This is a genomic window from Luteipulveratus mongoliensis, assembly GCF_001190945.1.
In the GTDB taxonomy this organism is placed as follows: Bacteria; Actinomycetota; Actinomycetes; order Actinomycetales; family Dermatophilaceae; genus Luteipulveratus; species Luteipulveratus mongoliensis.
The window spans coordinates 4,442,210-4,463,055 of record NZ_CP011112.1 but is presented as its reverse complement, the minus strand read 5'-3'; the positions used below and the strand labels follow the sequence as shown (position 1 = coordinate 4,463,055).

Genomic DNA, 20,846 nt, shown 5'->3' with positions numbered 1-20,846 from the left:
GCGAGGGCACGAGCGGGCAGGCCGAGCGCGGCCAGCAACGCGGAGCGCACCACGAGCGGTGAGGAGATGACGATCGTGAGGCCGGGTGGCCGCTCGACCTGCAGCTGATGAGTCACGCGGGCAAGCAGGTCGTCGCGGCTCTCACCGCCGTGACCGGCGTAGGACGGGTCGGTGAACCACTGGCCGAGCTCGTCACCGCCGTAGGCCTCGACCACCTGATCGAGTGAGTGGCCGCGCCATCGGCCCGCGTCCAGATCGGCCCATCCGTTGTCGAGCGACGCCTCCACCTGAAGTCCGAGTGCCGTTGCTGCACAACGACTCTCGGGCCCACGCTCGGCCAGCTGGGTACGCCGTGCGAGAGGTCTCGGGTCCCAGCTCTGGTCGATCGGCTCGTCATTCGCTGGGAACGCTGATATGCGTGTCGCAGGTGTCGGAGCGTGCCCGATGAGCAGCAGGCGTGACGCCATCCCGTGGCCTCCATCCCTGCGTTGACCGGGTGCCGGACCAGAGCATAGGTTGACTCTGCCGCGACGCGGGAAGCCGGTGAGAATCCGGCGCAGTGGCGCTACTGTGTGGTCCTTTCGGGCCGAGTCAGACCCCGTCCGCGGCAGACCATCCCGGGCACCGACCGGTGCCCGGCCGCTCTCACGGGACGCACTATCCCACCTGGAGGTCATCATGGCTTCGGCTGCTGTCACCGCCCCCACCACGCCCGTTGTCGAGATCCCCACGATCTCGCTGCGCCAGACGCTGCCCTGGCTGGCGTTCTTCGGGCTGGTCGCTCTCATCGCGATCTACTTCGTCGGCGCCGAGCAGGGCGCCACGAGCCTGATCTCGGGCGCGGGTGTGCACGAGTGGGTCCACGACGGACGCCACCTCCTCGGATTCCCCTGCCACTGACGTGCGCACCCTCACTGCTCGTCAGCTCTTGGTCTTCGGACTGCTCGCCGGTTTCGTCGCAGGTCTGCTCGCCTTCACGGTCGCGCACACCATCGGTGAGCCGCCCGTCAACGCCGCCATCGCCGTCGAAGAAGCCGGCGCCGCCCACGAGCACGACGCTGCCGCGCCAGCAGCGCACAGTCACGAGGAAGACGCTCCGATCGTCTCCCGGAGCAACCAGTCCACGTGGGGTCTGCTGACCGCCACGCAGGTGCTCGGTACGACGCTCGGCGGCCTGGCAGGACTCGTCACCGCACTCGTCGTCGGACGTCTCGGACGGCTTCGTCCAGAGGCGTGTGCTGCCCTCGTTGCAGCGACGGGTTTCCTTGTGGCCTATGCGGTTCCGTTCGCGAAGTACCCGCCCAACCCGCCGGCTGTCGGCAACCCCGACACCATCGGTGCGCGTACGGCGAGCTACTTCGGCTTCATCGCGATCAGCCTGGTCGTTGCGATCGGTGCGGCGTACGCCGCGCGTGCACTCGCGCGGAGGCACGGCGCCTTCACCGGTATCACCGCTGGCGTCGCCGGTTACGCGGTCGTGATGCTCGTCGTCGCGCGACTCATGCCGGTTCACAACGAGGTGCCGGGCGACTTCCCGCCGGACACGCTCTACCAGTTCAGGTTCGCCGCTCTGGCCACGCAGCTCACGCTGTGGGCCGGGATCGCGGCGGTGCTCGGGCTGCTGCTCGTGCGCCACCAGCGGCAGTCCCTCCCGACCGCGCAGCGCGCAGCCTTGCAACCGGCCTGATGTCAGCACTCCCTGTCTCGTACGTAGCCGCGGCCGATGCCCGTAGTCGTCTGGCCGGTCTCGCGACGCCACCTGGCGCGCTGGGCCTGCTGGGCGAGACGGCGGTCTGGCTGAGTGCGGCGCAGGGAGTCTGTCCACCCCGACCGGTCCCCAACGTGCACGTCGCCGTGTTCGCCGGGGACCACGGGGTGGCGGCGTACGGCGTGACGCCCTTCCCGTCCGCGGTCACCGGCCTGATGGTGCGGGCCTTCGTGGACGGTACGGCCGGGGTCGCCGTGCTGGCTCGCCAGCACGGTGCCGGACTCCGGGTCGTCGACGTGTCGGTGGATGCCGACCTCGATGGCGTGCCGGCTGAGATCTCAGCGAGCAAGGTGATGCGCGGCAGCGGCGCCATCCACCTCGTCGATGCCATGTCGCACGAGCAGACCGATGCGGCTCTCGCGTTGGGCGCGCAGGTGGCAGACGAAGCGATCGACGCGGGCGCCGACCTGCTGATCGGTGGCGACATGGGCATCGGCAACACGACTCCCGCGGCCGCGCTGATCGGTGCCTCGCTGGGCGTCTCGTCCGAGCAGGTCACCGGCCGCGGGACAGGGGTCGACGACGAAGGACTGCGGGTCAAGCAGCGCGTCGTGGCCAACGCGCTGCGTCGGGCCGGCATGCGCGTCAAGGATCCCCATGACCGGCTGACCGCGCTCGGAGGTGCCGACTTCGCCGCTCACGCCGGCTATCTCATGCAGGCCGCGAGGCGCGGCGTCCCCGTGCTGCTCGACGGGGTCATCTCCGTTGCTTGCGCACTGATCGCCGAGGAGATCCAGCCGGGCAGTGTCGCCTGGTTCGCAGCAGGTCATCGGTCGCCAGAGCCTGCACAGAGTCTGGCTCTCGACCGGCTCGGTCTGTCGCCGCTGCTCGACCTCGGCATGCGCCTGGGTGAAGGCTCGGGTGCAGTCGCTGCGGTGCCGCTCGTACGTTCTGCCGTGACGTTGCTCACCGAGGTGGCGCTGCTGTCCGACGTGCTGGAGCCGTGAGAGCGCGCGTCCTCGGACTTGCCACCGGCATGGTGGCCGACCGGATGCTGGGCGACCCTCGCCGCGGTCATCCGGTCGCCGGATTCGGTTCGCTGGCGCACCATCTCGAGCTCGCGCTCTACGCGCCGCGCAGGCGTAGGGGAGCCGCCTTCACAGGCGCCCTTGTCGCGGGAACGCTCGGCATCGGCGGTCTGGTCGAACGTCAGGCCAGCCGGCGCCCGGCGGTGCGGTTGCTGTCGACCGGGCTGGCGACGTACGTCGTCCTCGGCGGCCGCACCCTTGAGCGTGAGGCGCATGCCGTGGCAACCCTTCTGGAGGCCGGTGACCTGCCGGGTGCGCGCCTGAGGGTCACTCACCTCGTCGGTCGTACGCCGGATCACCTGTCCGCGGACGACGTCGCCCGAGCGACGGTCGAGTCCGTGGCGGAGAACACCTCTGACGCGGTCGTCGCGCCGCTGCTGTGGGGAGCCGTGGCGGGAGTGCCCGGTCTGCTCGGCTATCGAGCGATCAACACCCTGGATGCGATGGTCGGCCACCGGACCGAGCGATACCGCGAGTTCGGTTGGGCCAGTGCAAGACTCGACGACATCGCCAACCTCGCGCCAGCCCGGTTGACTGCACTGCTCGCCGCCGCGCTCGGTGACACGGCGCCAGCGCTGAGGGCGTGGAGACGTGACGCACCTCGGCATCCGAGCCCGAATGCGGGTCCGGTGGAGGCGTCCTTCGCCGGAGCCCTCGGCATCAGCCTCGGGGGCAGCAACACCTACGACGGCACGATCGAGGACCGAGGGCGGCTCGGTGATGGCCCACCGGCGTCCGTGGCCGACATCAGGCGTGCCACCGCGCTCGCGCGTCGATTGGGCTGGGCAGCGCTGGCTGTGGTCAGCGCGGGTGCGATGGTGCAGGCGGCGCGGTCGCGCTGAGCACCCACGCGCACGCCTCCTCAGCGGTCGTCACCATCTGAGCGCTCGAGGTGGCCGGTCGGCGTACTACGACCACAGCAACCCCGAGGGCCGCCGCGGCCGTGAGCTTGGGTTCGGTGTGCCTGCCGCCGGAGTCCTTGGTGACCAACGTCCTGATTCCCCTGTCCTGCAACAGAGTTCGCTCGCCGTCGACCGTGTAGGGCCCACGGCTGCGCAGCACGGACCACCGATCCGGGAGTGGCATCTCGGGCTCATCGACGACGCGGGCGATGACCGGGTGCTCGTGGAGTGCAGGGACGAAGTCCGCCAGGTGCTGCCGGCCGGTCGTCAGCAGCACCGGTCCGCCAAGACGCGCGGCCGTCTCGGCTGCTGCCACGTGATGGTCCGCCCAGTGCCAGCTGTCGACCTCGGGATGCTCGGACCAGCCCGGCCGCTCCAGCCTCAGCAGGGGAACTTCGGCGCGTGCGCACGCCTGGACCGCGTTGCTGGAGATCGTCGCCGCAAACGGGTGGGTCGCGTCTACGACGTGCGAGATCCCTTCGTGGGCAAGGTAGCTCGCAAGACCGTCGATGCCGCCGAACCCTCCGATGCGGGTCTCACCAGCAGGAAGCCGCGGCCGCTTGACGGCTCCGGCGAGAGAGGAGATGAGCGGCACAGCGGCGTCGCTTAGGAGACTGGCCAGCGACCGCGCCTCGCTCGTGCCGCCGAGCAGCAGCACCTTCATCGCGGACCTGCCGCGATGAAGGGCAGCCCACGCGGCGTGCCCTGCTCGATCAGGCGAAGGAGCGGGTCGACACCGATGTGCTCCTCCAGCAGATCGGCGAGCAGGTCGAGGCGGCTCATTCGTGCGTCGGTGAAGCTGAGATCGGGATCGGGACGGAACGACGTCCGCCCCGCGGACCGCGCGGCATTGGACAGCAGCCTCCGACGGAAGCCATCGCTCTCGAGCGACCCGTGCCACATGGTGCCGCGAACGGCGTCTTGCTCCATGCCGTCCAAGAACGGAGTTGCGTTGTCACCCAACGTGATTCGGCCGTGATGGATGACGTAGCCGGAGACCTTCTCGCCGGACCACTCGCCCTCGACGAGCGCCAACGCCTTGTCCCGCTCGAACGTCGTACGCATCTCGAGGAGCCCCAGACCAGGAACCGTCGCTCCAGCCGGGCCCTCGACACCGTCGGGATCGACGATCTCCTGCCCCAGCATCTGGCAGCCGCCACAGATGCCGAGCACCGGCAGCCCCGAAGCCGCGTGACGGCGTACGGCCTCGTCCAGCCCACGGTCGCGCATCCACGCCAGATCACCCAGCGTCGACCGCGTGCCGGGCAGCACGACGAGATCCGCAGCCGTGACGTCCTCAGGCCGCGAGACGAACCGGACATCGACATCGGGCTCGAGCGACAGCGCGTCGATGTCGGTGAAGTTGCTGATCCGGGGAAACGCGAGAACGGCAACCCGCAGCGCGTGCGCGGCATCCCGGGGGAGCGGCCGCTGGTCGATGGCGACGGCATCCTCGGAGTCGAGCCAGAGGCCGTGCTGCCACGGCAGGATGCCGAGCACCGGACGCCCGGTGAGCCGTTCGAGCTCGGTCGTGCCGGGCGCGAGCAACGAGACGTCGCCCCGGAACTTGTTGATCACGAAGCCGGCGACCAGCGCCTGGTCACGCTCGTCGAGCAGCGCGACCGAGCCGTACAGCTGGGCGAAGACGCCCCCGCGGTCGATATCGGCGACGAGCAGCGTCGGCATCGAGTCATGTTGCGCCAGACCGAGATTCACGTAGTCCCACTCGCGCAGGTTGATCTCGGCGACGCCGCCGGCGCCCTCGCAGACGACCACGTCGAAGCGTGACCGGAGGTCGTCGTACGCCGCGAAGGCTGCCTCCGCGAGGTGGGCCCGACCACCGGCGTACTCGCCGGCCTCGAGCCGTCCGGCCGGCTGGCCCATGACGACAACGTGCGACCGGCGATCCGAGGAGGGCTTGAGGAGGACGGGGTTCATGGCGGGCTCGGGCTCGGCGCCCGCAGCGACGGCCTGCACCCACTGGGCGCGACCGATCTCGGCCCCGGCGGCGGTGACCATCGAGTTGTTGGACATGTTCTGCGCCTTGAACGGCGCGACCGAGAGGCCCTCCCGAGCAAGGAGCCGACAGACCCCGGCGGTGACGACGGACTTGCCGGCGTCGGATGTCGTCCCGGCGACGAGGAGGCTCCCTGGCACCCACGAAGGGTAGCCACCGAGTTATACAAGAGGTCTTGTGGGATGTGTGCGCCCTCGACGACAGTGGCGACATGCCTCGCCGAACCGCCACAGAGCGCCACCAGGACACCGCCCCGGACCAGTCCGCCTGGCCGCCCGAGGGCACCGCCCTCATTGATGCGCTGGTCGCTTTCCACCACCCGACCCGTCGCCGGCTGTACGAGGCCCTGCGGATGCTCGGCCCCAGCACGGTCGGCCAGCTGTCGGAAGCCACGAGTCTCGCGCCAGGGTCGGTCAGCCATCACTTGAAACCGTTGCACCGCAACGGATTCATCGAGCCGGCGCCCGAGCTCGCACGTGACACGCGGGTGTCGTGCTGGCGCGCCGTGCAGCGCCGGCTTGTCTGGAGCAGTGACGACTACCCGGAGACCTCCGCGGCGCGCGAGGTCGCCGAGGTGGTGGAGCAGCTCAACTTCGAGTACCAGACGCAGGCAACCAAGGCCTGGATGAGCCGCCGTGGGTCGCTGCCGAGCCCCTGGAACGACCTGGGCTTCGCGAACGACACCTACCTGCGAGTGACGCCCGAGCAGATGGACGATCTCCGGCTGCGCGTGCACGAGTTGGTGACGGGCTGGACCGATGCGTGCGTGGCGGATCAGGAAGAACAGCCGGACGTCGAGCGGCATCCGGTGCGCTTCGTCGCCCGAGGCTTCCCCAGCGACCCGACGGAGGACTGACATGACCACCACGACCGCTCCGGCTCCTGGTCCCGTCCTCATCGGGGACCCGCCACCGCCCGTAAGCCGGGACCGGATGATGCAGCTCTGGGTGGCGGCCTCGGCAACCTCCCTCCTGGGCGACGCGGCCTTCACGATCGCGCTCACCTGGACTGCCATCCATCTGCTCTCGCCCGGCCTGGCTGGCCTGGTCGTGGCGATCGAGCTGATCCCGCAGGCCCTGCTGATGCTGGTGGGTGGCGTCATCGCCGACCGCCTCGACACCCGCAAGGTGCTTGTGGCGGGCCAAGCGGCCCGCACCGTCGTGCTCCTGCTCGGTGCGTTCGCGTGGTCGTACGTCGGCCACTCTGCCGCGATCCTGGTCGCCGTCGCGCTCAGCTTCGGAGTCGTCAGCGGGCTCACCCAACCGTCCGCGGCAACGCTCTCGCGCCAGCTGGTTCACGGGGACGACCTGGGCACCGTGATCGGGTGGAGCCAGATCAGCGGTCGCATGGCCCAGCTGCTCGGCGCGCCAGTGGGTGCGGTGGTCGTGGCGCGAGCAGGGCTCGGGCCGGCGATGCTGCTCGACGCAGCGACCTACGTCATCGTCGTCGCCGTCCTAGTCCTGCGTATTCGCCCCCGCTTCCGGCTGCCGCGCACGGTCGGCGAGCCGTGGCTGGCGGCGATGCGAGGCGGTCTCACCTATCTGGCCCGTACGCCTTCCGCTCGCACCCTCGTGATCGGCCTGTGCTCGTTGAACATCTTCATCAGTCCGGTCAGCGGCATCGGTGTTGCTCTCCGGGTGTCGCGATCGGGTTGGCCGGCGGTGTGGGTCGGCATTGTCGAGGTGTCCTTCGGGATCGCAGCGATCGCAGGGAGCATGCTGGCGATCCGCTGGCAGGGCCGCAGAACGGCCGCGCGCGGATTCTGGGGACTGGTTCTGCAAGGTGCGGGTTTGGCGGCCGTCGGAGTGCCTACTCGGGGAGTGGTGATTGCCGGGGCAGTGGTGGTCGGACTCACCGCCGGGATGGCCTCGGTCTGGCTCAGCGCGGCCTTCCAGCGGACGATCGCGGTCAGCCATCTCGGACGTGTCTCTTCGGTCAACCGGCTCGGTGACCTGGTACTGATCCCGGTGATGACGCCGGTCTTCGGGATGCTGGCCGCAGGAACGGGAGTACTGACCTCCACGATCGTGTTCGGTGTCGGCATGTCGATCCTGTGTCTGTGGTTCGCCACCCGGACCGCCATCACACGGCTGGACTGAAACTTGCGAGAATCGGTCGCGTGCCGCCCAGGCCCGAACACCGAGATGGAGAGACTGTGGCCCTGTCTGAGAAGTCGTCGTCCGAGCTGTCCTCGTTCCTGCAGACCCAGCGAACGGCGTACGACGAGCTCGTCGCCCAGGGCCTCAAGCTCGATCTCACGCGCGGCAAACCCTCCGCTGCCCAGCTCGACCTCTCCGAGGAGCTGCTGAGCCTGCCGCACGGGCACGCCGCGGCTGATGGCACCGACGTCCGCAACTACGGCGGGCTCAAGGGTCTGACCGAGCTGCGCGAGATCTTCGCCGACCTGCTCGGCGTCGAGGTCGACCAGATCATCGCTGGCGGCAACAGCAGCCTCACGGTCATGTACGACACGCTCGTCCAGTGCCTGCTGCACGGCGCGGTCGACTCCGAGCGCCCGTGGTCGCAGGAGGACAAGGTCCGCTTCATCTGCCCCGTGCCCGGCTACGACCGCCACTTCGTCCTGCTGGAGTCGCTCGGCATCGAGATGATCACCGTGCCGATGACCCAGGACGGCCCGGACGCCGCCGCGATCGCCGAGCTGGTCAAGGACGACCCGAGCATCAAGGGCATGTGGGTCGTGCCGACCTACGCCAACCCCAGTGGTGCGGTCTGTACGCAGGAGGTCGCCGCCGCGCTGACGTCGATGCCGACCGCGGCGCCGGACTTCAAGATCTTCTGGGACAACGCGTACGCCTTCCACCACCTCACCGAGGAGGAGACCAAGAGCGCGGACATCCTGTCGCTCGCGGCCGCCTCGGGTCACCCGCACCGCCCCGTGGTCTTCGCCTCGACCTCGAAGATCACGTTTGCCGGCGCCGGCGTCGCGTTCTTCGCCGGCTCGAGCGAGACCATCGCGTGGTTCGTCGGCCACCTGGGCAAGCGTTCGATCGGCCCGGACAAGATCAACCACCTGCGTCACCTGCAGTTCTTCAAGAACGCCGACGGGGTGCGCGAGCACATGGCCAAGCACCGCGCGATCATTGCGCCGAAGTTCGCCGAGGTGCAGCGGGTGCTGACCGAGCGGCTCGGCGAGCACGACGTGGCCACCTGGAACGACCCGGCCGGCGGCTACTTCGTCAACCTCGATGTCATCGACGGCACGGCCTCGCGGGTCGTCGAGCTCGCCAAGGGTGCGGGCATCGCGCTGACCCCCGCGGGCGCGTCGTACCCGCACGGCGACGACCCGGTGGACGGCAACATCCGGCTCGCGCCGACCATGCCGCCCGTCGAGGAGGTCACTGCCGCCATGGAAGCCGTGGCCACCTGCGTCCTCGTCGCCGCCGCTGAGAAGTACTCAAACGCGACGTGATTCGGTGGATTACCGCCTTCTTGGACACTCCGGCGCCGCGGGCTGTGGCGGCGGAGGAGTTCTGGCAGGTGGTGACCGCGAGCAGCCTGTCTCCCCGACGCGGTGGCGGCGCGTTCGTCACGTTCGTGCCTGATCACGGTGACCCCTGCCTCAGGGCGCAGGTCATCGAGAACGGGACCGCCGGCGTACACCTCGACCTGCATGTCGACGACCTCGACGCTGCCTCGCCGACGGCTGTCGACCTCGGCGCCGAGGTCGTCCACACCGAGCCCGGGCTGCACGTACTGCGCTCGCCGGGCCGGATGCCGTTCTGCCTGGTGACCTGGGAGGGCGAGCACGACGTACGACCCCCGGTCACCGTCGGCGGTGCCGTGACGAGCCTCGATCAGGTGTGCCTCGACATCCCTGAGTCCCAGTACGACGTCGAGGTCGCCTTCTGGTCGGGCCTGACGGGCTGGGAGGTCCGACAGGGGCTGCTACCCGAGTTCGCCTGGATGCCCGCGGGCAACGTCCTGCCAATTCGGTTGCTGCTGCAGCGAACTCGCGATGCAGACGGCGACGTCCGAGGACACATCGACCTGGCCGCCGGCCCGACGATGAGGGAGGTGGCCACGGCGACCCGCGCCCATCTCGCGCTCGGGGCGACGGCGGGGGAGGCGTTCGAGCACTGGCAGGTGATGGCCGACCCGGTGGGGCGGACGTACTGCCTCACCGCCCGCGACCCCCACGCCGGCCGCCTACGGTCGTCGGCGTGACGAATCCGATCCTGATGTGCCTGCTGTTCGTCATCGACACCGAGTCACGCCAGGTGCTGCTCGGCAGCAAGAGAAACGGACTCGGCTCGGGGCGGGTCGTCGGTCTCGGCGGCCACGTCGAGGTCGACGAGGAGCCCAGGGATGCAGCGGTCCGCGAATCCTTCGAAGAGGCTCAGGTGCGAGTGATGCCCGACGCGCTCACTGGTGCGGGCACGGTGTCATTCAGATTCCCCGCGAAACCGGCATGGGACCAAGACGTGCACGTCTTCACTGCTCACGCATGGGACGGGGTGCCTGTAGTGAGCGACGAGATCGATCCGGAGTGGCACGCGATGGACGAGCTGCCGTGGACACGAATGTGGGACGACGCGCGGTACTGGCTCCCGCAGGTGCTGGCGGGCAGCACGATCAGGGCGAGCGTCGAGTTCGCCGAGGACAACGCGACGGTCTCTGACGCCCGCGTCGAGCTGCTCACCTGAAGGCGGCGTCATGCAAGGCGCGACACAGGTGTCGCGCCTTGCATGACGGGGAAGCGACGTTCGGCCGAGGTCAGTGGCGGGGCAGCTGGAGCTGCTGAGCGGGGGCGGGCAGGCCACCGGGCTGCATCTGCTGCAACGCGGCATCGGCCGCGACGACGTCCTTGTGGAAGCGCTTGTGCACCCAGTACTTGTCGTCGAGCTGGATCGAACCCCACAGCCCGGTGGGCGTACCGAGCCAGACCTGGCGCGAGCCGCGCAGGTGGAGGCTCTTGGGGAACGTCGTCCGCAGCTTGCCGGCGTTGATGATGAGCACCGAGCGGTCGGTGACCGTGATGATGACCGGCCGGAACCAGAAGAACATCAGGTAGGTCAGGAACATCCAGTACGGCGAGGGCCCGGCCTGCGCCATGAACACCGACTGCACCTGCTCTCCAGGCTCGAGGTAGGGCTGGGTGCGCTGGACAAGCTTGTCGCGGAGGGCCACGTGTGTCTCCCGTGTGGTGAAGGTCAGGTCGCACGGAGCATAGGAGACCGATGAGCCGCGGACCTACTGAATGCCAGCAGCAGCATCGAGTCGTTGCAGCAAGTCGTGCGCTGCGAGCTCGACCTGCTTGTGCCGCCACTCGGAGGCGCGGTAGACGCAGGCGATGAGCGCACTGCGATGGATGCGCCGGAAGTCGCCGAGGACGAACGCGTACCTCGCCTTGGTCTCATCCGTGGCGTCGACCGTCAGACCGAGGTGCCACCGCGCGTACTCCGCCCAGGTATGTCGTTCGAGGAATGCGTTCTGAGCGTCAGCGGCAGGCTGAACGTCACCCCAGTCGCTGTCCAGGACGTACTGCCGTTTGTCGATCAGGTCGCGTGCCCACGCCGCGGCGTCGTCGTTGACCTCGTACTTCGCCATGCCCCATTGTCCGACTCGGCGGGTCCCGGTGTCGCATTCCGTGTACACCTCGCGTCAAGTCCGGTGAGCCTCTCCGAGCGACGACGGGCGGCGCATAGACTGCGGCCGCTGGCCCAGGGGGATGGGTCCGGCCAGCACAGGGGACGTCGCGCACGACAACGGGGTTGAGATGAAGGCAGTTCTGCTGAGCGGAACTCTGGCACTGGTGCTGTCGCTGCTGACCACCCGGCTGGCGATCCGGCAGTTCACCAAGTGGGGATACGGCCAGGAGATCCACGAGGACCTGCCCAGCGGGCATCAGACGAAGCGGGGAACGCCCACCATGGGTGGGGTCGCGATCGTCCTCTCCGTGGTCGTCGGCTACTTCACCGCCAAGCTCCTGACGATGACCGCACCGACCTCCTCGGCGTACTTGCTGCTCCTGCTGTTCGTCGGCATGGCCGGTGTCGGGTTCCTCGACGACTACATCAAGGTGGTCAAGCAGCGAAGCCTTGGTCTGCGAGCCCGGGCCAAGATGATCGGCCAGGCAGTGATCGCCGTCACCTTCGGTGTGCTCGCCCTGAACCCGTCGATGCGCAACTCCGATGGCGTCGCACCGGCGTCTCACCAGCTGTCCTTCTTGCGCGACTTCGGACCGCATCTGGCCGGGATCGTGGTGATCGTCCTCATCTGGTTGATGGTCAACGGGACGAGCAATGCGACCAACCTGACCGATGGTCTGGACGGCCTCCTCGCGGGCTCCGCCACGATGGTCTTCGGTGCCTACCTGATCATCGGCGTCTGGCAGAACAACCATCGGTGCCACACCGCGGGCGTCGCCGACAGCATCTGCTACAACGTGCACGCACCGCTCGATCTCGCTGCCATCGCCGCCGCGATCGCGGGTGCCTGCTTCGGCTTCCTGTGGTGGAACGCCTCGCCTGCGCGAATCATCATGGGCGACACCGGTTCTCTGGCCATCGGCGCGGCCATGGCCGGATTCGCGATCATGTCCCGGACCGAGATGCTGCTGATCGTTCTCGGCGGCCTGTACGTCGCCATCACGATGTCGGTGATGCTCCAGGTCACCTGGTTCAAGGCCACCAAGCGCACCTCAGGGGTGGGCAAGCGACTCTTCCGAATGGCGCCGCTCCAGCATCACTTCGAGATCCTCGGCTGGGAGCAGGTCACCATCGTCATCCGCTTCTGGATCATCACCGGCCTCTGCGTCGTGGCCGGCCTGGGGATCTTCTACAGCGAATGGGTGGCCAACCTCTAGGCCTCAGTCGTCGGACAGGCTGACCGAGACGAGCCGCTGCGCGGCGAGCGCCACGCCACCCAGCAGGATGACGACAGCCGCGACGACGGCGTAGGCCACGGGCACCGCTGGGCGGTCGCCGAGCTCGGTCGTCGCCTGGACGACCGAGCTGCCCCAGGCTCGCGCCGACAGCCACTTCACCGGCCCGATCAGGCTGGAGATCGTCGACTCCCAGACGAGCCAGTAGATCAGGCAGCCCACGATGCTGCGGTTGAGCACGGTCACCAGCGCGGTGAAGATGCCGACGTAGGCCACACCTGCCACGGCGCTGCCTGCGACGCCGGCGAGCGCCACCCGGTCGTCACCGCCGACCATGGCGAAGCCGGCGATGCCCACCGGCAGCACCCCACAGACGAGCACCGAGAGCAGCACGACGACCGCCTTGCTCGCCATGATCGACAAGCGGCTGATCGGCTTGGTGAGCAGGTAGACGATCGATCCGTCGTCGAACTCGGAGTTGACCAGCGTCGTGGTCGCGATGAGCGTGACGACGGGCACCACGATGCCGATGCCGAAGACGCGCAGGAAGGCCTCGGCGTCGCTGGAGTCCGGTGGGTTGCTCGAGGCCATGGTGATGACAGCGGCCAGGCCGACCATGATCGCCGGCATCGCGAGCAGCACGAAGGCGCGTGGGCGCCCGAACAGCGAGCGCATGGCCAGCCGGATGATCGCCGCGTTCATGCGGGGTCCCGGGTGCTCATGCGCCCACCAGGTAGCCGAAGACGCTCTCCAGCGACTCGTCCGTCGGAGTGACCTCGATCAGCCGGATGTCGTGCTCCTTCGCGATGCGGGGGATGACCTGGGCGAACCGGCCGAAGTCGTCGGACTCGACCTCCAGCGCCTTGTCGCCCCGCAGTCGTACGCCGCGCACGGACTGGTCCGCGAGCAGCAGCGTGGCGAGCCGCCGGTTGTCCGAGCTGCGCACGAGGTGCTGGTTGGGCCGGTCGGTCATCAGCCGGCGGATCTGTGAGAAGTCGCCTGAGGCGGCGGCGCGTCCGGCCACGACGACCTCGACGTGGCGCGCGATCTGCTCGACCTCTTCGAGGATGTGCGAGCTGAACACGATCGTGCGCCCCTGCTGGCCGAGCCGGCTGAGCAGGTCCATCATGTGCCGCCGCTGGATCGGGTCCATCCCGTTGAACGGTTCGTCGAGGAGCAGGACCGACGGGTCGTGCACGAGTGCTGACGCGACCTTGATGCGCTGCCTCATGCCCTTGGAGTACGTCGACACCTTGCGGTCCGCAGCGTCAGCCATCTCGACCAGGCCGATCGCGCGGGCGGTGGCGGCCGCGGCACTGGGCACCTTCTGCAGGTCGGCGTTGAGGCGGACGAACTGCGTGCCGGTGAGGTAGTCGTACAACGACTCCTGCACGGGGACGAGTCCGATCTGACGATAGATGGCGATGTTGCCGCGGGTCGGTGTGCCATCGATCGTGACGGTCCCGGCCGACGGCGGCAGCAGCCCGGCCATCATCGACAGCAGCGTCGACTTGCCCGCGCCGTTGGGACCGAGCAGGCCGGTGATCCCGGGGCCGAGGTGCATGGTCACGTCGTTGACGGCGACCACGTTGCCGTACCAACGGGATACGGCACTCAGCTGCAGCTCGGTCACAGCGAGGCCGCCTTCCTGGTGCGCTGGAGCAGCAGCGCGGTGGGGACGAGGACCCACAACAGGCACGCGACCGCGGCGTACGCCGTCCATCCGTTGGTGGGCCTGGGCAAGGTGTCGACCGGTGTCGCCTGGTCGAACAGCCCGCTGATGAGCGAGGCGACGGCCGTAAACGGGTTGGCGGCTGCTGCGGCGCTGGCCAGACCTGTGCTCTGGCTCTCGTAGGCCACACCGAGGATGGCCGTCACCATGCCGGACGTCACCATCAGCACGATGATGATGGCCGTGACCGCCAGCCCGGTCCGGGTGGTCAGCGCCGAGACCAGGGCGCTCACGCTGGACAGGATGAGCGACAGGATCGCCACGCCCGCCATCGCCGCGAGGTAGTGGCGAGTGTGCTCGCCGTTGTCCATGTCCGAGCTGAGCGCGACGGCGTACCAGATGGCCATCGGCACCGCGAGGATGGCGAAGACCGCGGTGGTGAGCGCGGCCAGTCGGACGAGCACGAAAGTCACCCGGGACAGCGGCCGGGCGAAGTAGAGCACGATCGTGCGATAGCGCAGGTCGCGAGCGAACAGGACGGGCCCCTGGGCAGCGACGAAGATCGTCAGGAGCAGCTGGGTCCAGTAGGGGTAGCCGAAATAGTTGGACAGCGGCGCGAACAGGTCGGACTGGTCCTGCAGCGACATCTTCTTCAGCTGCACGATGATGCCCGCGAGCACGAGCGCCGGGATGAACAGGACGGCCGTCATCAGCCACGGCATCACCTTGGACTTGCCCGACCGGCCGATGCCGAAGCAGTAACGCAATGACGTCAGGTAGAGCGATCGCGCGATCGCTGCCCTGCTCTGCCGGCGTCCGGTGAAGGGGCGGTAGCCGAGGTCGTGGATGACGCCGCGACGCGTAGGTGTGCTCATGCGGGGCCGCCCTGACGTTGGAAGACCTCTTCGAGTGTGTGGTGGACCTCCTGGATCCGCACGAGGCCGAACCCGAGATCGACGACGACGTCACGCACCGTGTCCAGCACCTTCGGGTCGTCGACCCGGACCTCGATCTTGTCGCCGGAGGGCCACGCGGTCACTCCTCGATCGACCAGGGCCTGCCCGACCTGCTGGTTGGCGTCCGTCGGTCCGAGGACCTCGACCAGGATCGTGCCGGTGCTCAGCGTGAGGGCGCTGGTGTCGGAGGCACGCAGCAGCTGCCCGGCGTCCAGGACGACGATGTGGTCGGCCGTGCGCTCCAGCTCGCCGAGCAGGTGGCTCGTGACGGCGACCGAGATGCCGAAGTCGTGCCCGATGCGCCCGATCAGGTCAAGCATCTCGTCGCGGGCGCGAGGGTCGAGGCCGTTGGTCGGCTCGTCGAGAAAGACCAGCTGGGGGTCGTGCACGATTGCCTGCGCGAGCTTGGCCCGCTGCCGCATGCCGGTGGAGTAGCCGCCCATGGGCCGGTGCCGCTCCTCGGCCAGACCGACGTGGCGCAGCACGTCGGAGGTGCGTTCGCGAGCGGCGGCCTTCGGAAGGCCCGACATCATGCCCATGTGCATGACGAACTCGGCGGCGGACACATCAGCGGGCAGCACGTCGTGCTCAGGCATGTAGCCGACACGCTCGCGCACCGCCGCCCCGTGAGTCTGCGGATCCAGCCCCAGCACCTGCGCCGAGCCGGACGTCGGAGCCAGCAGTCCGAGCAGCACCTTGATGAGCGTGGACTTGCCAGCGCCGTTGACCCCGACGACTCCCGTGATGCCTTCGGGGATGGTCAGCGTCAGCTCATCGAGCGCGCGCACCCGGGGATATTGCATGGTGAGCCCCTGCGTCCCCACCACCGTCATGCCGCACACCTTATGTCGGGCCTGCCCCGATGCGGCTGATCATGCGGCAATCCCGGCGCGGCGCCCGCCATCGTTCGACCTGGTCAGTTGACCTTTCCTTTAACCGATGTTCGCCCAACTGGCCAGTAGGGGCCGAAAGGATGAGTGCGGCCATCCGCACCCAATCCTCGGAGGAATCATGCGGACGCGTTCCACCATCAAACGCAGTCTCGCCACTCTTGGCGTCCTTGCTCTCGCGACGACACCCGCCGCGTTCGGCCAAGGGGCGTACGCCAGCCCGCACCCGACCGTGGCCCAGGCCGCGGCCGCCGCACCGCTGACGGTCGCGCAGGCGATCGGCACGCAGACCAGCGCGGTCCAACCCGTGCGCGGCTACATCGTGGGCCAGCCCACTGCGACCACCACGGTGGTCCGGTCCGGCTTCCCCAACGACTACGCCATCGCGCTCGCGGACTCGCCGAGCGAGACCAGCACCGCCAAGATGCTGTACGTCCAGCTCCCGAGCGCGTTGCGTGCGGCCTGGGGTCTGAAGTCGCATCCGGGCAACCTCGGCAAGCAGGTCGACGCCACGGGCGCGCTCTCGGCGTACTTCTCCCACCCGGGGATGAAGGACGCCTCGTCGATCGCCGCCACCGGCAGCACCGACCCGGGCGACCCCGGTGACCCGCCCCCGAGCGACCCGGGCAGCTACTACGACGGCACGGGCGGCCTGTCCGGCGCGGCGCTGAAGGCCAAGCTCCACGAGATCATCAGCAAGCAGACGGTGCTGTCGTACGACGGTGTCTGGGACGCGTTGAAGGACACCGACCAGGACCCGAACAACAGCAACAACGTCATCGAGGTCTACAGCGGCACGTCGACACCGAAGTCGAACAACGGTGGTGGCGTTGATAACTGGAACCGCGAGCACGTCTGGGCCAAGAGCCACGGCGACTTCGGCACGACACCCGGCCCGGGCACCGACGTACACCACCTGCGTCCCGAGGACGTGTCGGTCAACGCCGACCGCGGCAACCTCGACTTCGACAACGGCGGCGGCGCGGTCGACCAGTGCCCCGGCTGCGCGTCCGACTCCGACTCCTGGCAGCCGCGCGACGCGGTCAAGGGTGACGTGGCGCGGATGATCTTCTACATGGCGGTCCGCTACGACGGCACGGACGCGTTCGCCGACCTCGAGGTCAACGACAAGGTCAACAACGGCACCGCGCCCAACATCGGCAAGGTGTCGGTGCTGAAGCAGTGGAGCCAGGAGGACCCGCCCGACGCGTTCGAGCAGCGTCGCAACGAGGTCATCTTCACGACCTGGCAGCACAACCGGAACCCGTTCATCGACCACCCGGAGTGGGTCGCCTCGATCTTCTGACCCCTGAGGGCGATGCGCGCTCCCACCTGGGAGAGTGATCGCCATGACCTTGCCGCCGCCGCCTGCCTCGGGAGTGCCGACTCCGGCGTTCTTCCTGGCAGGCGGCACCGGCATCTCGGCCGAGACGCTCGGCATCATGATCATCAAGCAGTTCCCGAGCGTGCCGTTCAACGTGCGCAAGATCCCGTTCATCACAACGGTCGAGCGGGCGCAGGAGATCGTGGTGCTCATGGACGCCGTCCGCACCGAGACCGTCCAGCCGCTGGTCTTCTCCACCGTTGCCGACGAGGCGGTGCGGGCCGTGCTGCAGCAGACCACCTGCGCCTTCATCGATCTGTTCGGCAGCCATCTCGACACGGTGGAGCGGGTGCTGCACGTCAACGCCGCCCACAACGTCGGCAGCATCCACGGCGTCGGCGACCAGGGCCTGTACGAAGCCCGCATGAAGGCCATCGACTACGCCATGGAGCATGACGACGCGCAGAGCGTGAAAAAGCTCGACCAGGCCGACCTGATCCTGATCGCGCCGTCCCGCTGCGGCAAGACACCGACCTCGATGTACCTCGCGCTCCAGCACGGCCTCAAGGTCGCCAACTACCCGCTGGTGGAGGAGGACTTCGAGTCCCACCAGCTGCCCGCGCCGATCCGCGCCTACCCGTCGAAGTGCTTCGGCATCACCTCGACGGCGGCCCGACTGAGCCAGGTACGCGGCGAGCGCCGTCCGGGGTCGCGGTACGCCTCGATGGCACAGGTCACCTACGAGCTGCGCCGAGCCGAGACCCTCTATGCCATGCACCGCATCCCATACGTCAGCTCCGCCTCGATGTCGGTGGAGGAGATGGCGGCGCTCATCCTGCAGTCCATGGAGAACGGCCCGCGCTAGCGAGGCGCCGATGAACACCGCGAGGAAGTGAAGAAGACGATGAGCAGCAACGTCGAGTGGTTCAAGGACCTCGGTCTGGGCGATGTCGAACGGGTCGGTGGCAAGAACGCCTCCCTGGGTGAGATGGTCCAGCACCTGTCCAAGGCGGGAGTGCGCGTTCCGGACGGGTTCGCGACGACCGCGGAGGCGTACCGCCGGTTCCTCGCTCATGATGACCTGGCCGGTTCGATCAACGCGCAGCTGGACGCTCTCGATGTCGATGACGTCCAGGAGCTCGCGCGGGTCGGTCGCGGTATCCGCGAGTCGATCGAGAGCCACCCGTTCCCGGCCGACCTCGAGGATGAGATCCGGTCGTCGTACGAGCGGCTGGTCGGCGAGCAGGGTGAGCAGGTCTCGTGGGCGGTGCGCTCCAGTGCCACGGCCGAGGACCTGCCCGACGCGTCGTTCGCGGGTCAGCAGGAGACGTTCCTCAACGTCCGTGGCATCGACAACATCCTGCATGCGATCAAGCTCGTCTTCGCCTCGCTCTACAACGACCGGGCGATCTCCTACCGCGTGCACAGCAACTTCGCCCACGACGTCGTCGCGCTGAGCGCGGGCGTGCAGCGCATGGTGCGCTCCGACATCGGTGCCTCGGGCGTCATGTTCACGATCGACACCGAGTCCGGCTTCGAGGACTCGGTCTTCATCACCTCCAGCTACGGGCTGGGTGAGGCGGTCGTCCAGGGTGCGGTCAACCCCGACGAGTTCTACGTCTACAAGCCGGCGCTGAAGGCCGACCGCCCCGCCATCCTCAAGCGTGGCGTCGGCAGCAAAGCCACCAAGATGATCTACACCTCCGACGCGTCGGTCGGTAAGACCGTCGAGTTCGTCCCGGTCGACGATGCCGAGCGCGGTCGCCTCAGCCTCACCGACGAGGAGGTCACCGAGCTCGCAAGGCACGCGGTCAAGATCGAGCAGCACTACGGCCGCCCGATGGACATCGAGTGGGGCAAGGACGGCGACGACGGCCGGCTCTACGTCCTGCAGGCGCGCCCGGAGACCGTGAAGTCGCGGCAGGTCGGCTCGACGCTCGAGCGTTACGTCATGGGCAAGGAGCGCGGCGAGGTCCTCGTCGAGGGGCGCGCCATCGGTCAGAAGATCGGCGCGGGCGCTGTGCGCCGACTCACCGACATCGACCAGATGCACGAGTTCGTCCCGGGCGAGGTGCTGGTCGCGGACATGACGGACCCCGACTGGGAGCCGATCATGAAGCGCGCCAGCGCCATCGTCACCAACCGGGGCGGCCGTACGTGCCACGCGGCGATCATCGCGCGTGAGCTGGGCATCCCGGCCGTCGTCGGGACGGCCGACGCCACCGAAGTGCTCAAGGACGGCGCCGAGGTCACCGTCTCTTGTGCCGAGGGCGACACCGGCCTGGTCTACGACGGCCTGCTCGACTTCGAGGTCAACCGCACCGAGCTCGACAAGATGCCCGAGGTCCCGGTCAAGGTCATGATGAACGTCGGGACGCCGGAGCAGGCGTTCGAGTTCTCCCGCCTGCCGAACCATGGCATCGGCCTGGCCCGACTGGAGTTCATCATCAACCGCCAGATCGGGATCCACCCGAAGGCGCTGCTCGAGCTCGAGGCCGGAGGCGCCGACCTCGACGCCGGGCTGAAGGCGCAGATCGAGGCTCTCACCGCCGCGTACGACGGTCCGCGCGAGTTCTTCGTCAAGCGCGTCGCGGAGGGCATCGCCATGCTGGCAGCAGCGTTCGCGCCGGAGCCGGTCATCGTGCGTATGTCGGACTTCAAGTCCAACGAGTACGCCAACCTCATCGGCGGCCCGCGCTACGAGCCCCACGAGGAGAACCCGATGATCGGGTACCGCGGTGCGTCGCGCTACCTCTCGGAGGCCTTCGCGGAGTGCTTCGCGATGGAGTGCGCGGCCCTGCGCCACGTCCGCGACGAGATGGGCCTCACCAACGTCAAGGTGATGATCCCGTTCGTGCGCACAGTGGGGGAGGCCGAAGGCGTCATCGACCTGCTGGCGCAGCACGGCCTGAAGCGCGGTGAGAACGGCCTGCAGGTCGTGATGATGTGCGAGATCCCGTCCAACGCGGTCAACGCCGACGCGTTCCTCGAGCACTTCGACGGGTTCTCGATCGGGTCGAACGACATGACTCAGCTGACGCTCGGCCTGGACCGTGACTCCGCGCTGGTCGCTGACAAGTTCGATGAGCGTGACCCCGCGGTCAAGAAGATGCTCTCGATGGCGATCGAGGCGTGCCGCAAGCAGGGCAAGTACGTCGGCATCTGTGGTCAGGGTCCCAGCGACCATCCCGATCTCGCGGACTGGCTCGTCGAGCAGGGCATCGAGTCGATCTCACTCAACCCGGACACTGTGGTCGAGACCTGGCTGCGCCTCGCCAAGCGCGGTGAGGCATAGCACCAATCACGAGCAGTACCAACGTGATTGGGAGCATCGTGCACGTTGCGTCCCGAGGGTCGTTCGATGGGTGTTGCTATAGCAGCCATAAGTGAGAACCGCTGACGTCAGCCCGTTTCGGCCCCGTTTGAGTGGATACCGTCGCCTCGT

21 protein-coding genes, 1 pseudogene and 1 riboswitch are annotated in these 20,846 nt (G+C 68.3%); of the genes and pseudogenes, 13 read left to right on the top strand and 9 right to left on the bottom strand.

All coding sequences use genetic code 11. The features are described from left to right. Positions 1–5 precede the first annotated feature (5 nt). Positions 6–467 (bottom strand): annotated as a pseudogene (locus tag VV02_RS27245) (histidine phosphatase family protein); the annotation flags it as partial. A gap of 16 nt (positions 468–483) precedes the next feature. After that, positions 484–647, top strand: a riboswitch (cobalamin riboswitch). A 31-nt stretch (positions 648–678) separates the two neighbouring features. On the opposite strand from VV02_RS27245, the gene VV02_RS21190 reads away from it, so the two are divergent. Genes VV02_RS21190 through VV02_RS21175 form a run of 4 tightly spaced genes read left to right on the top strand, consistent with a single transcriptional unit; the run spans position 679 to position 3,638 of the window. Further along, on the top strand, positions 679–900 hold the full coding sequence (locus VV02_RS21190; RefSeq protein WP_052594824.1) for a CbtB domain-containing protein: 222 nt from the start codon (positions 679–681) through the stop codon (positions 898–900). A 1-nt stretch (position 901) separates the two neighbouring features. Beyond that, positions 902–1,687: a CbtA family protein gene (locus tag VV02_RS21185; protein WP_052594822.1), complete on the top strand. Its 786-nt coding sequence runs from the start codon at positions 902–904 to the stop codon at positions 1,685–1,687. Beyond that, on the top strand, positions 1,687–2,715 hold the full coding sequence (gene cobT, locus VV02_RS21180) for a nicotinate-nucleotide--dimethylbenzimidazole phosphoribosyltransferase (RefSeq protein ID WP_052594820.1): 1,029 nt from the start codon (positions 1,687–1,689) through the stop codon (positions 2,713–2,715). The genes VV02_RS21185 and cobT overlap by 1 nt, the downstream gene beginning before the upstream one ends. Next, a complete protein-coding gene (locus tag VV02_RS21175; protein ID WP_245633156.1) occupies positions 2,712–3,638 on the top strand; it encodes a cobalamin biosynthesis protein in 927 nt (308 codons plus the stop codon). Before cobT ends, VV02_RS21175 begins: the two co-directional genes overlap by 4 nt. Here the strand turns inward: VV02_RS21175 and VV02_RS21170 are convergent. Together VV02_RS21170 and VV02_RS21165 are read right to left on the bottom strand one after the other, a co-directional pair. Further along, on the bottom strand, positions 3,598–4,362 hold the full coding sequence (locus VV02_RS21170) for a cobalt-precorrin-6A reductase (RefSeq protein ID WP_052594816.1): 765 nt from the start codon (positions 4,360–4,362) through the stop codon (positions 3,598–3,600). The genes VV02_RS21175 and VV02_RS21170 overlap by 41 nt on opposite strands. Next, entirely contained in the window at positions 4,359–5,855 is a 1,497-nt protein-coding gene (locus tag VV02_RS21165; protein ID WP_052594811.1) for a cobyric acid synthase, read from the bottom strand. Before VV02_RS21165 ends, VV02_RS21170 begins: the two co-directional genes overlap by 4 nt. A gap of 71 nt (positions 5,856–5,926) precedes the next feature. Between VV02_RS21165 and VV02_RS21160 the strand changes: the two genes are divergently transcribed. From VV02_RS21160 to VV02_RS21140, 5 genes are read left to right on the top strand one after another with little or no spacing between them, the layout of a single operon-like run. After that, positions 5,927–6,571 carry an ArsR/SmtB family transcription factor gene (locus tag VV02_RS21160; protein ID WP_169787731.1) on the top strand — a complete coding sequence of 215 codons (645 nt, stop codon included), beginning with the start codon at positions 5,927–5,929 and terminating at the stop codon, positions 6,569–6,571. Position 6,572: 1 nt separating this feature from the next. Further along, complete coding sequence (locus tag VV02_RS21155; RefSeq protein ID WP_052594809.1) at positions 6,573–7,814, top strand: MFS transporter; 1,242 nt, start codon at positions 6,573–6,575, stop codon at positions 7,812–7,814. Between the two features lie 56 nt (positions 7,815–7,870). After that, entirely contained in the window at positions 7,871–9,145 is a 1,275-nt protein-coding gene (locus tag VV02_RS21150; RefSeq protein WP_052594808.1) for an aspartate aminotransferase type Ic, read from the top strand. Continuing rightward, positions 9,142–9,900 carry a VOC family protein gene (locus tag VV02_RS21145; protein ID WP_083450336.1) on the top strand — a complete coding sequence of 253 codons (759 nt, stop codon included), beginning with the start codon at positions 9,142–9,144 and terminating at the stop codon, positions 9,898–9,900. The genes VV02_RS21150 and VV02_RS21145 overlap by 4 nt, the downstream gene beginning before the upstream one ends. Continuing rightward, positions 9,897–10,379 (top strand): 8-oxo-dGTP diphosphatase, encoded by a 483-nt coding sequence (locus VV02_RS21140; protein WP_245633155.1) that lies wholly within the window; start codon positions 9,897–9,899, stop codon positions 10,377–10,379. The genes VV02_RS21145 and VV02_RS21140 overlap by 4 nt, the downstream gene beginning before the upstream one ends. Positions 10,380–10,449: 70 nt before the next feature. Here VV02_RS21140 and VV02_RS21135 read toward each other — a convergent pair whose 3' ends face one another. Together VV02_RS21135 and VV02_RS21130 are read right to left on the bottom strand one after the other, a co-directional pair. Beyond that, the gene (locus tag VV02_RS21135; protein WP_052594803.1) at positions 10,450–10,863 is read right to left on the bottom strand and encodes a hypothetical protein; all 414 of its coding nucleotides are present in this window, start codon (positions 10,861–10,863) and stop codon (positions 10,450–10,452) included. Between the two features lie 63 nt (positions 10,864–10,926). Beyond that, positions 10,927–11,283, bottom strand: a complete 357-nt coding sequence (locus tag VV02_RS21130; RefSeq protein ID WP_052594802.1) for a hypothetical protein — start codon at positions 11,281–11,283, stop codon at positions 10,927–10,929. 169 nt (positions 11,284–11,452) lie between these two features. On the opposite strand from VV02_RS21130, the gene mraY reads away from it, so the two are divergent. Beyond that, positions 11,453–12,541 (top strand): phospho-N-acetylmuramoyl-pentapeptide-transferase, encoded by a 1,089-nt coding sequence (gene mraY, locus VV02_RS21125; RefSeq protein WP_052594800.1) that lies wholly within the window; start codon positions 11,453–11,455, stop codon positions 12,539–12,541. Positions 12,542–12,544: 3 nt separating this feature from the next. Here the strand turns inward: mraY and VV02_RS21120 are convergent, their stop codons facing one another. From VV02_RS21120 to VV02_RS21105, 4 genes are read right to left on the bottom strand one after another with little or no spacing between them, the layout of a single operon-like run. Next, the gene (locus tag VV02_RS21120) at positions 12,545–13,261 is read right to left on the bottom strand and encodes an ABC transporter permease (protein WP_052594798.1); all 717 of its coding nucleotides are present in this window, start codon (positions 13,259–13,261) and stop codon (positions 12,545–12,547) included. A 16-nt stretch (positions 13,262–13,277) separates the two neighbouring features. Further along, on the bottom strand, positions 13,278–14,192 hold the full coding sequence (locus VV02_RS21115; protein ID WP_052594796.1) for an ABC transporter ATP-binding protein: 915 nt from the start codon (positions 14,190–14,192) through the stop codon (positions 13,278–13,280). Further along, entirely contained in the window at positions 14,189–15,106 is a 918-nt protein-coding gene (locus tag VV02_RS21110) for an ABC transporter permease (protein WP_052594794.1), read from the bottom strand. The genes VV02_RS21115 and VV02_RS21110 overlap by 4 nt, the downstream gene beginning before the upstream one ends. Continuing rightward, entirely contained in the window at positions 15,103–16,020 is a 918-nt protein-coding gene (locus tag VV02_RS21105; protein WP_052594792.1) for an ABC transporter ATP-binding protein, read from the bottom strand. The genes VV02_RS21110 and VV02_RS21105 overlap by 4 nt, the downstream gene beginning before the upstream one ends. A 178-nt stretch (positions 16,021–16,198) precedes the next feature. Here VV02_RS21105 and VV02_RS21100 point away from each other — a divergent pair, with 178 nt between their 5' ends. From VV02_RS21100 to ppsA, 3 genes are read left to right on the top strand one after another with little or no spacing between them, the layout of a single operon-like run. Further along, positions 16,199–17,383 (top strand): endonuclease, encoded by a 1,185-nt coding sequence (locus VV02_RS21100; protein WP_083450335.1) that lies wholly within the window; start codon positions 16,199–16,201, stop codon positions 17,381–17,383. A 43-nt stretch (positions 17,384–17,426) separates the two neighbouring features. Then, the gene (locus tag VV02_RS21095; protein ID WP_052597369.1) at positions 17,427–18,266 is read left to right on the top strand and encodes a pyruvate, water dikinase regulatory protein; all 840 of its coding nucleotides are present in this window, start codon (positions 17,427–17,429) and stop codon (positions 18,264–18,266) included. Between the two features lie 39 nt (positions 18,267–18,305). Further along, positions 18,306–20,696: a phosphoenolpyruvate synthase gene (ppsA, locus tag VV02_RS21090; protein WP_052597367.1), complete on the top strand. Its 2,391-nt coding sequence runs from the start codon at positions 18,306–18,308 to the stop codon at positions 20,694–20,696. Positions 20,697–20,846 lie beyond the last annotated feature (150 nt).